At 42.9% G+C, this 15,664-nt stretch carries 14 protein-coding genes; 2 read left to right on the top strand and 12 right to left on the bottom strand.

Annotation, left to right across the window (positions count from 1 at the left end):
- The first annotated feature begins 176 nt into the window (after positions 1-176).
- Positions 177-908 carry a poly-gamma-glutamate hydrolase family protein gene (locus tag BMZ58_RS16760; RefSeq protein ID WP_075037714.1) on the top strand — a complete coding sequence of 244 codons (732 nt, stop codon included), beginning with the start codon at positions 177-179 and terminating at the stop codon, positions 906-908.
- A 176-nt stretch (positions 909-1,084) separates the two neighbouring features.
- Here BMZ58_RS16760 and BMZ58_RS16755 read toward each other — a convergent pair whose 3' ends face one another.
- The 7 genes from BMZ58_RS16755 to BMZ58_RS16725 all read right to left on the bottom strand — a co-directional run bounded on the left by BMZ58_RS16755 (position 1,085) and on the right by BMZ58_RS16725 (position 8,877).
- Positions 1,085-1,519 (bottom strand): cell wall hydrolase, encoded by a 435-nt coding sequence (locus tag BMZ58_RS16755; RefSeq protein ID WP_083412858.1) that lies wholly within the window; start codon positions 1,517-1,519, stop codon positions 1,085-1,087.
- A 187-nt stretch (positions 1,520-1,706) separates the two neighbouring features.
- Positions 1,707-3,035: a 2-hydroxycarboxylate transporter family protein gene (locus tag BMZ58_RS16750; protein WP_075037712.1), complete on the bottom strand. Its 1,329-nt coding sequence runs from the start codon at positions 3,033-3,035 to the stop codon at positions 1,707-1,709.
- Positions 3,036-3,074: 39 nt separating this feature from the next.
- Positions 3,075-4,256 (bottom strand): NAD(P)-dependent malic enzyme, encoded by a 1,182-nt coding sequence (locus BMZ58_RS16745; protein WP_075037711.1) that lies wholly within the window; start codon positions 4,254-4,256, stop codon positions 3,075-3,077.
- 134 nt (positions 4,257-4,390) lie between these two features.
- Positions 4,391-5,101 carry a response regulator gene (locus BMZ58_RS16740; protein ID WP_075037710.1) on the bottom strand — a complete coding sequence of 237 codons (711 nt, stop codon included), beginning with the start codon at positions 5,099-5,101 and terminating at the stop codon, positions 4,391-4,393.
- 2 nt (positions 5,102-5,103) lie between these two features.
- Positions 5,104-6,702 carry a DcuS/MalK family sensor histidine kinase gene (dcuS, locus tag BMZ58_RS16735; protein ID WP_075037709.1) on the bottom strand — a complete coding sequence of 533 codons (1,599 nt, stop codon included), beginning with the start codon at positions 6,700-6,702 and terminating at the stop codon, positions 5,104-5,106.
- A gap of 50 nt (positions 6,703-6,752) precedes the next feature.
- A complete protein-coding gene (locus BMZ58_RS16730) occupies positions 6,753-7,571 on the bottom strand; it encodes a DUF817 domain-containing protein (RefSeq protein ID WP_083412854.1) in 819 nt (272 codons plus the stop codon).
- Positions 7,572-7,755: 184 nt separating this feature from the next.
- Positions 7,756-8,877, bottom strand: a complete 1,122-nt coding sequence (locus BMZ58_RS16725; RefSeq protein WP_083412852.1) for a M14 family metallopeptidase — start codon at positions 8,875-8,877, stop codon at positions 7,756-7,758.
- A gap of 286 nt (positions 8,878-9,163) precedes the next feature.
- On the opposite strand from BMZ58_RS16725, the gene BMZ58_RS16720 reads away from it, so the two are divergent.
- Entirely contained in the window at positions 9,164-9,796 is a 633-nt protein-coding gene (locus tag BMZ58_RS16720; protein WP_075037707.1) for a phosphatase PAP2 family protein, read from the top strand.
- A 100-nt stretch (positions 9,797-9,896) separates the two neighbouring features.
- Here the strand turns inward: BMZ58_RS16720 and BMZ58_RS16715 are convergent, their stop codons facing one another.
- The 5 genes from BMZ58_RS16715 to BMZ58_RS16695 form a co-directional block, all read right to left on the bottom strand.
- Entirely contained in the window at positions 9,897-13,064 is a 3,168-nt protein-coding gene (locus tag BMZ58_RS16715; RefSeq protein WP_075037706.1) for a bifunctional cytochrome P450/NADPH--P450 reductase, read from the bottom strand.
- A gap of 80 nt (positions 13,065-13,144) precedes the next feature.
- Complete coding sequence (locus tag BMZ58_RS16710; RefSeq protein WP_075037705.1) at positions 13,145-13,720, bottom strand: TetR/AcrR family transcriptional regulator; 576 nt, start codon at positions 13,718-13,720, stop codon at positions 13,145-13,147.
- Positions 13,721-13,895: 175 nt separating this feature from the next.
- Positions 13,896-14,534 (bottom strand): hypothetical protein, encoded by a 639-nt coding sequence (locus BMZ58_RS16705; protein ID WP_139207367.1) that lies wholly within the window; start codon positions 14,532-14,534, stop codon positions 13,896-13,898.
- 278 nt (positions 14,535-14,812) lie between these two features.
- On the bottom strand, positions 14,813-15,130 hold the full coding sequence (locus tag BMZ58_RS16700; protein ID WP_075037703.1) for a hypothetical protein: 318 nt from the start codon (positions 15,128-15,130) through the stop codon (positions 14,813-14,815).
- Between the two features lie 83 nt (positions 15,131-15,213).
- Positions 15,214-15,660, bottom strand: coding sequence for a hypothetical protein (locus BMZ58_RS16695; RefSeq protein ID WP_075037702.1), 447 nt, complete (start codon positions 15,658-15,660; stop codon positions 15,214-15,216).
- Between the last annotated feature and the right edge of the window lie 4 nt (positions 15,661-15,664).

Genomic DNA, 15,664 nt, shown 5'->3' with positions numbered 1-15,664 from the left:
GACCAACCTGCGAGGATTTGGTCTTTTTCTCTATTTATCTAGAATTTTACTATTATTAAAACGACAAGCCTTACACAAAATACACCCTGTGCCAGCCTGATAAAATGTTTCAGTATTTTAGTAGCCTTCTGAAATAATTATGGATATGGTACTTTTATAAGAAAGGTGGCGGGACCATGTATATAAAAATCATCATAGCTGCGATTGTTTCTGTAGCGGCACTTCTATGGTTTTTAAATGATGAGGCCGAGGAAGGAACAAGTACAACGGAAGACGACTGCTCAGACCGTTTTTGCTCATTCGAAGAGTTAAAAGAAGTCTATGATGAAGGGGAAGACTGGGAGATAGTAAAAAATACAGAAGGGGATGAGTCTTGGCTTGTAAGCGCGATCCACGGTGGCGGTATTGAAGAAACCACTTCTTCACTTACTGAAGCGATTGCCGGAACATCCTATCCCTTCTATGCCTTTAAAGGAAGATTACCAACGGATAATTTCAGCAATTTACATATCACGTCCACAAGATTTGATGAGCCGCAAGCGTTGGAAATGGTCGCAAATGCCGAACATCACATTGCGATTCATGGGGCAAGTGGAGAAAAGCCAGAGACGTTGCTCGGAGGACGGGATAAAGAGCTGAAAAAAATCGTAAGGAAACACTTAGAGGAAAGTGGATTCCTCGTAACAGAAGCTCCCGAACACCTCGATGGCGATAGTCCTGATAATTTCGTCAACAAGACCAAGACAGAAAAAGGTGTCCAGCTCGAGATTACAAGGGCGCAGAGAAAAGCATTTTACAAAAACGGGGATATCAGCTTTTCCTCCAGAAGCGATACCGCCAACGAAACAGAAGCATTCAAAGCCTATGTAGAAGCCATAAAAAGCGCGATGAGAGAATATAAAGGTTAATGAGTTCAGCGGCTCATTCTTTCGGAAAGCTTACCCTATACGAAGATGGAAAACCGTTGACATCTTTTCAAATAAGGAAGGACGAACCCTTTATCAGGCAATCGTCCTTCTTTTAATAATCCATTATCTGCTAACTCATCCGTTCTCTTTTAAGCAAGCAATCCCGCAAACTACCCTCAGCGATACACACTGGCACATGTTCCAGCCACCGGTTCATAATAGCAGTGTTGTTTATATTGACCAGTAAAAGGCTGACCGTACCATGTTGACGGGCACTCTCCATATGGATTAAAATACCAGAGGCTGTATTTAGCCGGATGCTGTCTCCAATACTTCAAGTTTTTTTCTGCTAATCTCTTCTCCGTAGACCTCGCTCTGTTATAAAAGACATTTCCTTTCTGAACAGCTTCAAAAGAGTAATTTCCTCCCTGAACTTGATAAATGACATCATTAATGTTCCTTACATCTTGAAAATCCAGACAATCCGCAACAGCACGGTTCACAATGACATTTCCGACATACAACATTCCCTGTTTCCCTTCCCCTACTGCTTCTGCTCTCATCATCCTTGCCATTAAGGCAACGTCTGAATCGGTGTATTTCACTCTCATTTTTTCACCCCAAAATATTGTATGAAAAAAGTCTGCTTTCATGTCACGTTTTAGAAATCACCGTCAACTTTCCTTAAAAAAACTTTCCTTTGTGACCATCCCAGGGGCTTTATCACCGCTCCAAATCTCCTTATCCAATACAAAAGGCCTGCCCCATAAATATGGAGGCAGACCTTTCGCTTCTTTATTACATCAGTAGTGGTATGAGTAAACCGGCTAGAAGCAGGATGAGAGCCCCTCCTAAACGAGAGGAAATCTGCGCAAACGGCATAAGTTCCATTCTTCTGGAAGATGATAGGACAGCTACATCTCCTGTTCCACCCATGTTAGCCATACACAATCCAGCAGTGATCGCTGATTCGATTGGATAAAAGCCGACCAGCTTACCGAGGAGACCAGCTCCGATCACAGCTCCCACAACAACACCCAGCACAGTTACAATGTATTGAAGGGTCAATGCTTCAAGGACTGTACCTAAGTCTGTATAAGCAATTCCGATACCGAACAGAAGAGCAAGCGTCCAGTTTTTAGCTACGAACTTATACCACTGATTCGCTCCATCTAAGACACTCTCTGGTATAATACCTGCAATTTTAGCTGCAGCAACGATAATGATCATCAGTGCATAAGCGTGAAGCGGGATGAATCCAGCTAATAATGTTCCAACAGTAAAGAACAGAACCGCTGCCATCAACCCTACTCCCATTTTTCCAATGTCAAAGGATGGTTTCTCTTCTTTGTATTCAAACCCTTTCAACAACTGACCATTCCCTGTCAAGGAAGGTACTTTTTTCCCGAGGATATTGAGCATACTTGCAAGGATGATTGCAAAAACATTACCCAAAGCTAACGCTGGAACAAGCATGGAAATATAGTAGCTTGGATCATTCCCCATTAATTCACTATAAATCTGACTCATAGGAACGGCTCCTGCGCCCATTCCGCCACCCATGATAGGCATCGTAATGACAAGTACTGCATCTCTTATGGAAAATCCGACGATTGCACCAAACAAACCTGCGACAGCCATCGCACCGATCACCGCACCGAAAATCGGTAAAAAGTACTTGAGACCGACTTTAATCAAAATCTGTTTGTTCATCCCTAAAATGCTTCCCGTAATCAAAGCGGCGATATAGAAGTTCAAAAAGGCTCCGTCTTTCATGAAGGTATCGATCATTGTGACCGTTTCACTTGGAATAAGACCAGCATAAACCATATATGCCGCACCAAAGATGGCAAGTATGGCACCGCCTCCCAGATACGTCTTCAATACAGGAGTATGGTCTCCGACCCAACCAAAGAGCTCACCGAGAACCATCATGACGAGAAGGCTGCCTAGCATTCCTCCTGGTAAATTCCCTGTGTACATGCTCGCTAAAGTAATAACCGTAATCCCAATGAACCACATAAGAGGAAGTCCAAATATTGTAATCGCTTTCTTTTGATTGTTGATTGAAGTGACATTTTGCTCCGCTGGCTGAACTGCTTGTACTCTTTCAGCTGAACTGGACATATAATCTCTCCTTTATTTAATGATGGAGAATGCTTAGTATTACACTAAGCATTCTTCTTTTTTGTTGACTGTCTGCCCTATCGAATCGGCCACGGTCTGTGCAACGGTCCGGTCAAGTGCACTAGGAATCACGTATTCCGGGGAAAGTTCTTCATCAGATACGACTTTGGCAATTCCTTCTGCCGCCGCTACCTTCATATCAATCGTTATATCTCTCACTCTACTATGAAGAGCTCCTTTAAAGATGCCGGGAAAAGCAAGCAGGTTATTAATCTGATTAGGATAGTCCGAACGGCCAGTCCCGACTACCGCAGCCCCTGCTTCCAATGCATCTTCCGGATAAATTTCCGGTACAGGATTCGCTAAGGCAAAAATAATCGCATCCGCCTGCATCCTCTGTACCTGTTCTTTACTCAACACTCCTGGTGCAGACACTCCTATAAAGATATCGGCTCCTGTGATGACATCATCCAACCCGCCTTCTATTCCGTACAGATTGGTTTTTTCCGCCATAGAAGCTTGTCTTGGATTCATCCAGGATGCTCCTTTTCTCACGATACCCTCCAGGCTGACGAGTGTCACATCCGTAAACCCTGCATATAAAAGTAAGTCAGAAATCGCGATCCCGGCAGCCCCTGCCCCGTTAATCACAACCTTCGTATTCTGCCTGGACTTATTCACAACCTTTAAAGCATTGATTAAAGCAGCTAACACGACAATAGCCGTTCCATGTTGATCATCGTGAAAAACAGGAATGTCAAGCTCCTTCTTTAATCTCTCTTCGATTTCAAAACACCTTGGGGCGGAAATGTCTTCAAGATTCACTCCTGAAAATGTCGGAGCAAGAGCTTTTATTATAGAAACAATTTCATCCGGGTCTTGTGTATCCAGGCATAAAGGAAAAGCATCAATCCCGGCGAATTTCTTAAACAAAAGACTCTTTCCTTCCATAACCGGCATTGCCGCTTTCGGACCAATGTCCCCTAATCCCAATACGGCTGTCCCGTCTGTCACTATGGCCACCATATTTCCTTTGGACGTCAATTCATCCGCTTCATCCGGGTTATCCGCAATCGCCTTGCAAATATCTGCAACTCCTGGAGTATAGATTAAACTCAAATCTGTTCCTGTATTGACAGGCACTTTACTAGCTACCTCGATTTTTCCTCTAAACGCACGATGCAAATTTATGGTTTCTTCACTCAGACTCTCTCTGCTCATTTGCTGAACCTCCAATCTCGAAAAATTCGAACATCTTCTTGTGTTTCACCTTAATTGAAAACGCTTTACTTGCCCATCATATGAAAATAAAAATTTTATTGTAATTAAAAAAAGCAGCTGAAACAGCTGCTTTCTTAATGATAGAACTCGAGGTCCAGATCTCTATTGTCTTTGATTCTATACTGATAAACAGGGCGCCCCACCCCATAAACGAGCGTTTCCTCCAGAAAATCTATTTCCCTTAAAAACTTTAAATATTTGCGGACAGAAACCCTGGAAACTTCCGTATCCTGTGCTATTTCATCAGTGGAAAAAGCGTCGTTCTCTTTCGTCCGGATGGTGCGGATGATGAGTTCCAGCGTATTTTGGGTCAGCCCTTTCGGCACCTGGATCCGTTTTTTTCCTTGAGGATTTTCCTGTGCGATAAAAATTTGATCAATCTCTTCCTGACTTACGCTCTCCTTATCCTGAAAAACAGAATAATTCTCTTTGTATTTATTCAATGAACCCTGAAATCGCTCGAATTCAAAAGGTTTAACTAAATAGTCCACCGCTCCAAGCCGTAGCGACTTCTGGATTTGTTCTTTTTCGGACGCAGCCGTTATCAGGATGACATCGACGTGTACTTCCCTTTTACGTAATTCTTTAAGCAGCTGCAATCCATTCCTGCCAGGCATATAAACGTCAAGAAGGATTAAGTCCACATGATAGTCATCTAAGCATTGGAACGCTTCCTCCTCATTGGCAGCCATCGCCGCGATATGAAAGCCATCCATCTGCTCCACATATTTTTTATTCAAGTCAGCGACCATCGGATCGTCTTCTACAATCAGCACGTGAATCATACCTATTCCCCCTCCCCTTCATAAGGGATGATGAGGTTGAAGGTTGTTCCTTCATTTACGGCCGACTCGATTTCAAGCGAGCCTTCAAGAGAATCTACACTTGCTTTTACAAGGTAAAGACCGTATCCCCTGTCATTTCCTTTTGTCGATATCCCTTTTTGAAAAATTTCTTTCTGCTGTTCTTCACTGATCCCGATTCCAGTGTCCCTTATCTCAAACTCCAGTAATTCATCTACATAAGACAGAATAAGAGAAATACGCTTCTCTTCCCTTCCATCAAGGCTTTCTATCGCATTATCGATTAGGTTTCCAATGATCGTCACTAATTCATGAGTCACAGCTTCATCTTTTGATGCCGGGATCACTGTTTCACAACTCACCGTTAAACGGATGTTCTGTTCACGGGCATAACTCAGCTTACCAATCATGAACCCAGCGAGAACAGGGTCCTCCATTTTGTTCGTGATGATATCCGCTTCATGAACCTGGTGATCCACCAGCCGCTTGATATAGGATTTGACCTCATCGAACGAATCCAACTCGACCATGCCCAACAGGACATGCAGCTTATTTTTAAATTCATGGGACTGAGCACGAAGCGATTCCGCATATAACCGTACACCTGTCAGCTGTTCGGCCAGATGATTCACTTCGGTTTTATCACGGAATGTAGAAATCGCACCGACCACCTCATCATTTACGACCAGAGGCACCCGGTTCACGATAATCGATGAGCCGTTGATGACCTGCTCTTCATCCGTCTCTGCCTCTCCTGTCTCGAGTACTCTCTCAAGCATCGAATGAGGAAGGTACTCAGAAATCTTCAGGCCGACGGGATCTTCATCCTGAATCCCGGCTTTTTTAAAAATATTCCTTGCCGACTTATTGACAAGCGTAATTCTTGCATCCGCATCCACAGCAATGATACCTTCACGGACAGAATGGAGCATGCGGTTCCGTTCTTCATGGATTCTGGCAATCGCAACAGGTTCGAGTCCAAACAAGCTCTTCTTAATATAACGCGCCAGTAGGTAGGCACCGATGACCCCTACGAGAGCACCGATCAAGGAGCCGATCAATATATTCCGGTGACTGCTTTGCAAGGATGCTTCCAACGCATCGAGTGAAATTCCGACAGACACAGCCCCTACCTGTTCTCCGTCGTCCGCGATAATCGGGGTGAAGGCTCGAACCGATTGCCCTAAAGTTCCTTCGGCTATCGATATGTACTCTTCCCCGGCTAACACCCTCGACTCATCATCACCGACGAACCGTTTGCCGATCAAATCAGGATTCGGGTGAGAATGACGGACCCCGTCCATATTCATGATAACAACAAACAGAACACCGGACGCCTCCTGGATACTCATGGCATAATCCTGAATGGCTTCATCGTCTGAAGGGGTTTGAAGTTCATCCTGAACGAGCTCCGATTTGGAGACCGTCCGCGAAACAATCAAGGCTTTCTCTTCAAGCTGATCACGTATATTATCCCCCGTGGTTTCTGTTATGAGAAGATCGGTGATTAATAAAGAAAATAAGACCACTAATAGTACATAAAAGATAATCATCGTGCTCAGTTTAAACCGCATTTTGTTCATGGTATTTCTCCTCAGGTGAGATTGTTTCCCCAAGTTTATCATATTGAAGTCTAAAGAGCCTTCCTCCTATTTTTGTGCCGATCCTCCGCGCTCAATCCCCTGCTTTTTCGTTCTTTTCCCTTCACCTGCTTCAATGTCGCTACGATGAGGAAGCTGACGATCACCAATAAGAGCCAGGAACTCACCTTCCCTACATGAACGAGATTCCAGGCATCGGTTTGATTCGGATATTCCCATGCACCAAGATAAGTAGCAATATTCTCAGCAAGCCATATAAAAAAACCGATGAGTACAAAAGCAAGAACGAGTGGCATCCGGTAACGTACTCCCCCTACCTCGTAGGTGACCGAGGCCCGCCAAAAAACGATCAAAACAAGTCCAGCTAACCACCAGCGAACATCCATCCAATAATGATGGGTGAAAAAATTCAAATAAATCGCTGTTGCCAAAGGAACAACAGACCAAAAAGACGGCCAACGAACCAAATCAACCTTCAGCCTCCTCCATGCCTGGCAAAGATAACTGGCAACACTTGCATACATGAAGCCACTATACAAAGGCACACCAAAAACTTTAAAATAACCTTCTTCGGGATAAGACCAGGAGCCCATATGTACTTTGAAAATTTCCAGAGTAAGGCCAATGATATGAAATAACGAAATCACCTTCAGTTCATCAATCGTTTCCAACCCTGATCGCACCATCCCCCACTGCATCCATAAACAAATGAAGAGCAGCAGATCATACCTTGGCAGAAAGGGGACGGATACCCATTGCGTCAGAGCCAGGGAGGCAAAAATAACGACAGGAAACAAACAGGATAACGCCTGCTCCCACCCAAAACCAAATAGTTGTTTTATTACTCTCAAGTTTTTTCCTCCCCCATTCCTTTTCCTTGCTTTCATTTCCTAATGTGACTTGATTATATACTTACATTTATCGTTTTTCAATAAATAAATAACCGTATTTGATAAATAATTGTTGAAAATAAAAAGGCGCCTGACCCCCACTGTTATCATAGCGGGGATCAGGCACCCTTTATAGCAGCACCAGTTATACTATTTTTTCTTTGCCCAGGACGGATTTTATTGCTACACCTGCTTCCTTCAAGACTGCTTCTTTCCATTCTTCATCTTGAGGGTAAAACATATTCATCAGTTCTTCTTGAATCCATTCTCGACTCTCAGGATATTCCGTCCCTTCCCAATATAGTTGATTTTCTAAAATAATTGTGGTGAATTCTCGTAATTCCGCTTCCCGGCTTGTCCCAAAGGTTCCAAATTCGAATAAAGCAGAGAAAAGACGCTTGGTAGGGTATTCATCCTCTCTCAGTTCATAAAAATGATTCGTCGAATCCCCTTTAACAGTATCTGGGGAAAAGACTTGAATATTTTCCCACCCATAGGTATCCTTCAATCCTTCTTCACTTTCCCCGATTTTTTCAGAAACAACCATTGTCACTTCGTTTGTCGGACCTAAGGCTGTATGCCAATCCATATGGATCACAGTGCTAAAATTGTCCAGCAGTTGTCTTTGCCAGGATTTTATATAGGTAGAGGAGGGCTCTTCCTCAAAGCCACCGAAGTATACCCCTCGTTCAAATTCAAATTGGCCCATCCCTTTTGCTTTCTTTATACCTTTATATCCTTCATTCATCATCCCTTTGCTTAAGGCTTCGTAGAGCTTCGTCTTTTCTTTCCCTATCTCCTCTACAGGCTTTGTAGGAAGGAAAATTTGGCTTTCTTTCTCATAATTTCGATTTATATCCATAGGAATGTCCTGTTTTTCTAAAAAATAATTCCGATTCAAGTCCACATTATTTTCCGTAACCCTGCGAAAATGCTTCATTCCCCATGGGTTGATGCCATGAATAAGACAAATGCCTGTAGTAGATGGATCGATGGATTCCATATAATCCTCTACAAATAATTGAATGACTGCAGCCCCTGCATAACCTTCTATGCCATGTTCGCCAGAAGTAAAGAAAACGACTTTATCATTTGAAGTGGCAGCTTCTGCATAAATGACATCAATCGTGTTATCTTCACTATCACCAATGGCTTTTTGATACAACTCTGCGTTGGGCCACTTATTTTGTACCCTGGTCAATAAATTTCTGAATGTCTCTCTAGACTCTTCATAATTACTATGGAAATATTTGTTCATAGCGATCATTCTCTCCTCCCGTTTAAATGACAGATCCTAAATTTTTTTACAGCTAACCTATCCAAAAGAAGCTTTCTGTCTTTTTTACCTTTTCTTGTTATCTTGAAACCTAAGGACGACCCCGATATCATCTGTAACTAGTTTTGTAAGTTCCTGAACAACTAAAAAAATCCCACAGTGACGTGAGATTTTTTTAGTTTTCGATTTCATTGTATTTTCTTATACAGCCCCGTGATCGAATCGGGTATAGATTATATCCCCACTTTCTATAATAATAAGAAAAAGGAGTTCATCTATGCATAGACGCTCTTTGTGGCTTCTTGTGCTAAATCTCTCTCTTTTCTTATTCATCGTTTGGGCATGGAATACAGAGCAGACTTTCCTTTCTATGTTGGACGAATGGGGAATGAATGCAATCACTGCGCAAGAGGAAAGCAACTTTACCAGGGTCGCCCGTTTCTTTTCCGCCTTTAGCAGTTATGCTATATGTCTAGGATTCGGTTTCATTCTTTCCTTCGCCTTCCTATATATAAAAAAATATTGGGTTAGTGCTTTGGTTTTAATAGGGGCAGCAGGCACGAGACTGATCAGCTCAACATTAAAAAACCTCTTCGATCGAAACCGCCCACCCCTGGATTCCCTGATCACCACCCACGGTGACGCTTTCCCAAGTGGTCATGTCATATACGCGGTGTTCCTATCAGGTGCTCTATTCCTTTTTATCACCTGCCGCTATAGATCAATGAATCGGTTTTTATTCCTACTTTGCGGAATTCTATTCATCGCATTGGTAGGATGGTCCCGGGTACATCTCGGTGCCCATTATATCAGCGATGTGCTCGGCGGCTTATTTATAGGCGCAATATGGCTGCAAGCGATATGGATTTTAGCTCTAATAAAAAAGAGCCCCGATTCTGCTGGTGCCTGACTCCAGCCGTACTAAATCACTAACGTAACGGGCGGGGGCAAAGTTACCAGTAAAAAAACTCCGCAAGGGTTCCAGCCCAAACGGAGTTTTTGTTAAATCATCAGTTACCTGCCCACACGTCTTTAGCTAAACGTCCTTCATTTTCAAGCATATCCAGCCAATCCATTGCTTCCTGCTCAGAAGTTTTCTGAATGAGCTGGTAGTTTTTAATTAATGTCTTCGTTACTTCCGGGGCCATTTTGCTGCCATCCCCACAAATGTACACATGCCCTCCATCATTTAAAAGCGGAACAAGCTGTTCTGCATCTTGTTCCATCAAGTGCTGGACATAGGTTTTCTCGCTTCCCTCTTGACGAGAGAAAGCGGTGTGCAATGTAATCAGTCCTTCCTGCTCAGCCTCCCTCAATTCCTTTTCATATAGAAAGTCCTGTTCGGGATGCCGACATCCAAAGTATACATGCGTCTCTCCTAACACGTGTCCCTCTTCTTTCCGTACACGTAACGTTTGTATGAAGCCGCGAAAAGGTGCAATACCCGTACCTGGTCCAATTAAAACCATTGGGATAGCAGGATTTTCCGGAATTTGAAAATTAGATTGTGGCGTCTTAAGGAAGCAAGCTATCTTATCGCCTTCTTTCCTGCCTGCTAAATAATTGGATCCAACCCCAAGATATTCTCCATTCCCACTCCATGCCGCTCCTTGGACCACACTGACCGTTACACTCACTCGATTTTCCTGTACTCGTGGAGAACTGGATATAGAATAGTATCGAGCTTTCAATGCAGGCAATAATGCCAGGAATCGCTCAAATTCCAACTCACAAGAAGCATATTCTTCAACCATTTCGAGCATGGATTTCCGCTTTTCTAAAATCTCTTGTTTGTATATCTCATCTTCCAGAAGTTTTTCCAATTCCTTTTTATGTGGGGGACAAGGATTACTTGCAGCCAACTCACGAATTTGCTTCCTCGTCGCAGGTTCTTGCAGCTCTACATAAGACATCAGTAGTTCCTTGAGCTGAATAGGTTGTTGAGTGGGTAAATGGTTTGTTTTCCCTGCCTCTTCTCCAAGCAGCACATAATCTTCTCCTTTTAACGAAAAACGAGCCAACACACGAGAGACGAGTTCTTGACTGTTTTGTGGCAATACGCCAAGATGATCTCCTTCCTGGTATGTCATACCGGATGGTAGTTGTAATTCGATATGTCGTGTACTTCTGTTTGTGGAAGATAACAACTCTTTGTTTTGGGTAACTATGCCCGTAAATGCATGATGCTCGCGGGCTACTGGTGTATGAGTTGTCGCGCTTACAAATTCCATGGATATATGATTGGAATCATGATCCGGTTCTTCCAGCTTAAGATTAAACGTTTCTGCTAAGCGATCCCATAACATTTCTTCCCATTTATCAAGGTCACCTTCAAAGTCTTCATCGGCATCCCCTTCGCCACGGGACATGATCCTTGTTGCTCCCCTCGCTTCAAGTCCTTTATCAATCCGTGCAGGAATTTTTTGGTACGTATTGGCCCAGTTGCGGTCTCCGCAGCCAAAGACAGTGTATTGGACACCTTTTAAGTCTTGCTGTTCCGACGATTCTAACCAATCAACAAACGACGCTGCATTATCCGGCGAATGCCCATTATAAGAAGCCGACACAATAATCGTTGCACCCTCTCCCGGCAACTCTCCGGTATAGTCATTTAAAGGAGATACCTCCACTTGAAAACCTTGTTGTCTCCCTTTTTCCGCAAGTTCACGAGCCACTCCCTCTGCGGTCCCTAAGTTAGATCCGTATAATAAGAGCAATGGTGTTCCATGGGTGTTCACCATCGAGGTTCGGACGTCCCTTTTGTTTTCTTCTTTCTTTTCATCCTGGACTGGAACTTGAATAAAAGCAGCTTCTTTTCTCGATCTCACTCTCATCGTCAATTCATCAGGCTTTAATGTTAAGGTTTCTTTAACATCCAATTCATAATTCGAGTGATCCTCAAGTTCAAAGTGCTGCAGGACCATCCCTAATACAAGGGTGGCTTCGTGCAGGGCAAATTGTTGACCGATACAAGCACGCTGACCATTTCCGAACGGTTTGTACACATGGGATGGAATTAAGGATGGGTCTTTAAAACGATCCGGTTTAAACATTTCTGCATCTTCTCCCCACACGGACTTATCCCGATGAAGTTCTGGAATAAGAAGCGTAAAGGTTTCCCCTGCTTCTACCTCATACCTACCTTCTAATGTTGTATTTTCCTTGGCATAAACAGAAAATGCAGGAGCCGTTGGCCATAACCTTAACGCCTCATTCAAAACCATTCGGACATATTTCAATTTTTTCACTTGTTTATAGGTGGGGGTTTCTTCTCCTATCACTTCGTCCACTTCTTTATATGCTTTTGCAAGCTTATCTGGGTTCTTTAATAAGTAATAGATCGCAAAGGAGAGTAGCCCACTGGTTGTTTCGTGCCCTGCAATTAGGAAGGTGATGATTTGAAAGCGAATATTTTCATCATCCAGCACTTCCCCTGTCTCTGGGTCTTTTCCTTTCAACATATGGGCAAGCAAGTCATCTTCCCCTTGATCACCTGCTTCTTTGCGTTCCTTGATTAATTCATCGACGAGGTTGAACATATAGTCAATATCCTCTTTATATTGCCGTTTAGACCTGACCATCAGTTTATCTTGAATTCCAAGGCGTTGAGTTTGACTCATTGATTCATCAAGGGCTCGGACCATTTTTTGAACGAACGGATGGGAGGATTCACGGTAGAAGCTGTTAAACCGATAATTGAATCCACATAAACCGATGGTGTCAAGCGTAAGACGTGTCATATCTTCTGGTACATCGATGGCTTCTTTAGGATTCAGTCGCGCCCATTTTTGAACCAACTGTGCAGCAAGGTCTACCATCTTATCATGATAGCCTTTCATTGCTTGTTGGCTGAAGCTTGGCAAAAGAATATTGTGAGCTTTCTTCCAGTTTGGCTCCTCTGTTTCACTGGTGAACAACCCATCGCCTCCGAACGAGCGGACTTTTTGGAGCGCAGGCCCTACTTTCTTATCAAACTTCGATTCATCACAAATTTCAGCAGCCAGACTTGCACTAGAAACAAATTGAGCGGTTCTGCCTGGAAACTGGAATTGATAAATCGGGCCAAACTCTCTCGCAAGCTTCATAAAGGACTGGACCGGTTTTTCTTTATCGATCAACGGAAGGTTCCCGAGTGGTCCATATGATTTCGGTTGAGGAAGTTGTTGTGTTTTCATCATAAAAATTCACCTCTGTAAAATAATAGGTAAAAACGGAATGAATATTCATTCCGAAATAAAAGAGAAGGAACGAGGTCCCTTCACTTATGGGTGCGGACCGCATCCCAGCAGCTTTCTTCTACACCTTCAAGCAATTCTTCTGAGGCTTCAATTTCCCCAGCACGAATTAATTTGTGTAATTCTAAAAAACCACCAAAAATAATGGCAATCAACGCGGTAGAAGGGAGGTCACGAATCTTCTCTTCTTCCCTTCCCTGATCAAGGAAGTTACGAAGAATCGCCAATAATTTCTCAAATTGCTTCCGGCTTGTTTCATCCAAAAAATAAGCCGCGTTATGTGTTTTAATGAAATAAAGCGCATGCTCATGTTCATTTGTAAAGCGGACCATTCCTTGAAATAAGTGGTGGAATTGATCCCGGAGGCTGTGATCACTTGGATACTCCTCCACTAGTGTATTCGTAAACAATTCAACATAGTGCTGAAAAAGGGTATTGACTAACACTTCTTTGTTTTCAAAATAACGATAAATCGTTCCTGCTCCTACTTTCGCATCATTGGCAATCATCGGAATCGTTGTAGCGTCAAACCCTCGTTCGGCAAAAAAGGCTAAAGCGCTTTGCAAAATATTTTCTCGCTTATTTACTGAAGTAGACATACCTGGCTCTCCTCCATATCCGGAATGAATATTCATTCCTTGTCATCTTAAAACATTCCTCGGGAAACTTCAATGGAACCATCGTCCCATGCCTCCCCTTTTTAAATGGACAGTCTTTATATTCTCCCTTGATCCACTGTATACTCTCCCATCCATAAGAAAGGGAGAGTTTCTATTAACCACACTGTTCATTATATTCTTCTTCAAAAAAACCTGAACTGTCGAGAAAATGGTAATCATCACGAAATGCATAAGTTGCTTCCTCGTAATCTCGTAATTTACTCTCCCACTCTATGAAAACATCTTCCTTATCCATTTCTTTGACAGCTACTTTTTCAATATGGTTTGCGAAGTCCTCCGCTTCTATAGTTGTCGTATCATTGTACCCGGATTCTTCACTTGGACCTTGACGACGAAAATGATTACAATATTTTTTCGCTTGTCGTGCCGTTTGTTCCAACGTAGGGGCTTCACCATCATCCCTAAGCATCCTTCCAACCAACTGCTGATTTTTTTCAGCCTCTCTTTTAATCTTATGGAATCCTTCTATCAAAGCGGTTTTCTGCTCTTCATCCAATTCTCTTTGCCCGACCACTTCATCCAGAATTTCACTAACACTTAAAACAGCATCATCAAGGTCCGAGAGGGAAGCAGAAGCCACCCCATCCACATACCCCTGATACCTTGCTGATTCTGACGATTCTTCTACATACAGATAAAGCAAACCACATGCTAGTAATAACAAAACACCAATCATGCCTGCGAGTATGCTTCCATACAGTTTTATTTTCTTTCTCCACTTGTCCATTTCCATCTTGAAATCCTCACTCTCATCATAAAACAACTTGAAATTGTTTTAGATTGCCTTCTCCTGATAAGTCCTTTCTCAATAAACTAATACTTAGCTCCGGAGGAACAGTTGGTTGCTGGCATACTATGTAAATATTTCTGTTTCTTATAATTTGCTGATCCTGATGCCCTCTCCTATATTAAAACCTAGCCAACTTCCGATAAATGGAATAGCATCAAAAGGAAATTCCAACCTTACAGAATCAAAATCCATAGCAAGCCACATTACTGTAAAGCCAACACTTAACACACAGAGAAAAACAGCCGATAGCGTGGTTTTTCGCTTCCACCGCTTCTCTCCCAATCGATCTCGGTCAAAAGCTTGCACACGCTGCTTGATTTTGGACCCAGCACCTTTCCAGTCTTAAGGGTGTACAGCATACCAGCTGCAAATATCCAAAAAAGAGCACAACATAAGCCCAAAAGCAGGTTAGCAGACCCTCCGTTCCTCACAAAATATGCAAACAGCACCATTAACAACAGCATCCCGAAGTTATAGTGAACTAATTGTTTCTTTTTCAAACGCTTCATTTCTTGTATATCCCGATCCACTCCCTCCACTTATTCCCCCTCCTTTCCATTCTGACTCATTTTGGGATGCCTCTCTCCCCCTGAATATTACGAGTGATATCATTAGACACCTTTTATAGTGAACTATGTAAAATATCCTTAATATCATCCAAATGTTGAACTAGGGATAGGCCGGATGTAAAGACATAAAAACAGCTGAGAATCAGGGCACTCTTCAGTGATTTCCCTTTAACAACATCCATTCCAACCCAGAACACCGCGACAATCATGGAAGTGAAAAAGAGGTGATAATGGAACTCCTGCTGACCAATCAGGTCGACAAGCCACTCCTGTTTCCATTCCTCCCCTTCTCGCGGTTGATAAGGAACTCGCTCTCCTTCAAGCCCGAATGTGTTATAAGATTGGAGAACAATCCCGCCCTCTTTATTTTCCAGCACTTCGTAACCGTAGGGAGAATACCCGAGCGGATAGGCGATAAAGTAGGAAATGACAAACGCAGCCATCAAGAAGGCAGTGTAAAGAAGGACGCGCCTGATTTTTTTCAATTTTGCTTCACTCATAAAT

Origin of the sequence: Halobacillus dabanensis (assembly GCF_900114165.1) — a bacterium.
Lineage (GTDB): Bacteria > Bacillota > Bacilli > Bacillales > Halobacillaceae > Halobacillus > Halobacillus dabanensis.
This window is presented reverse-complemented; position numbering and strand designations above follow the sequence as displayed.

Coding starts and splice junctions, on each gene's coding strand:
- BMZ58_RS16760 (WP_075037714.1), top strand. CDS start 177: ATGTATATAAAAATCATCATAGCTGCGATTGTTTCTGTAGCGGCACTT.
- BMZ58_RS16755 (WP_083412858.1), bottom strand. CDS start 1,519: ATGAGAGTGAAATACACCGATTCAGACGTTGCCTTAATGGCAAGGATG.
- BMZ58_RS16750 (WP_075037712.1), bottom strand. CDS start 3,035: ATGTCCAGTTCAGCTGAAAGAGTACAAGCAGTTCAGCCAGCGGAGCAA.
- BMZ58_RS16745 (WP_075037711.1), bottom strand. CDS start 4,256: ATGAGCAGAGAGAGTCTGAGTGAAGAAACCATAAATTTGCATCGTGCG.
- BMZ58_RS16740 (WP_075037710.1), bottom strand. CDS start 5,101: ATGATTCACGTGCTGATTGTAGAAGACGATCCGATGGTCGCTGACTTG.
- dcuS (WP_075037709.1), bottom strand. CDS start 6,702: ATGAACAAAATGCGGTTTAAACTGAGCACGATGATTATCTTTTATGTA.
- BMZ58_RS16725 (WP_083412852.1), bottom strand. CDS start 8,877: ATGATCGCTATGAACAAATATTTCCATAGTAATTATGAAGAGTCTAGA.
- BMZ58_RS16720 (WP_075037707.1), top strand. CDS start 9,164: ATGCATAGACGCTCTTTGTGGCTTCTTGTGCTAAATCTCTCTCTTTTC.
- BMZ58_RS16715 (WP_075037706.1), bottom strand. CDS start 13,064: ATGATGAAAACACAACAACTTCCTCAACCGAAATCATATGGACCACTC.
- BMZ58_RS16710 (WP_075037705.1), bottom strand. CDS start 13,720: ATGTCTACTTCAGTAAATAAGCGAGAAAATATTTTGCAAAGCGCTTTA.
- BMZ58_RS16705 (WP_139207367.1), bottom strand. CDS start 14,534: ATGGAAATGGACAAGTGGAGAAAGAAAATAAAACTGTATGGAAGCATA.
- BMZ58_RS16695 (WP_075037702.1), bottom strand. CDS start 15,660: ATGAGTGAAGCAAAATTGAAAAAAATCAGGCGCGTCCTTCTTTACACT.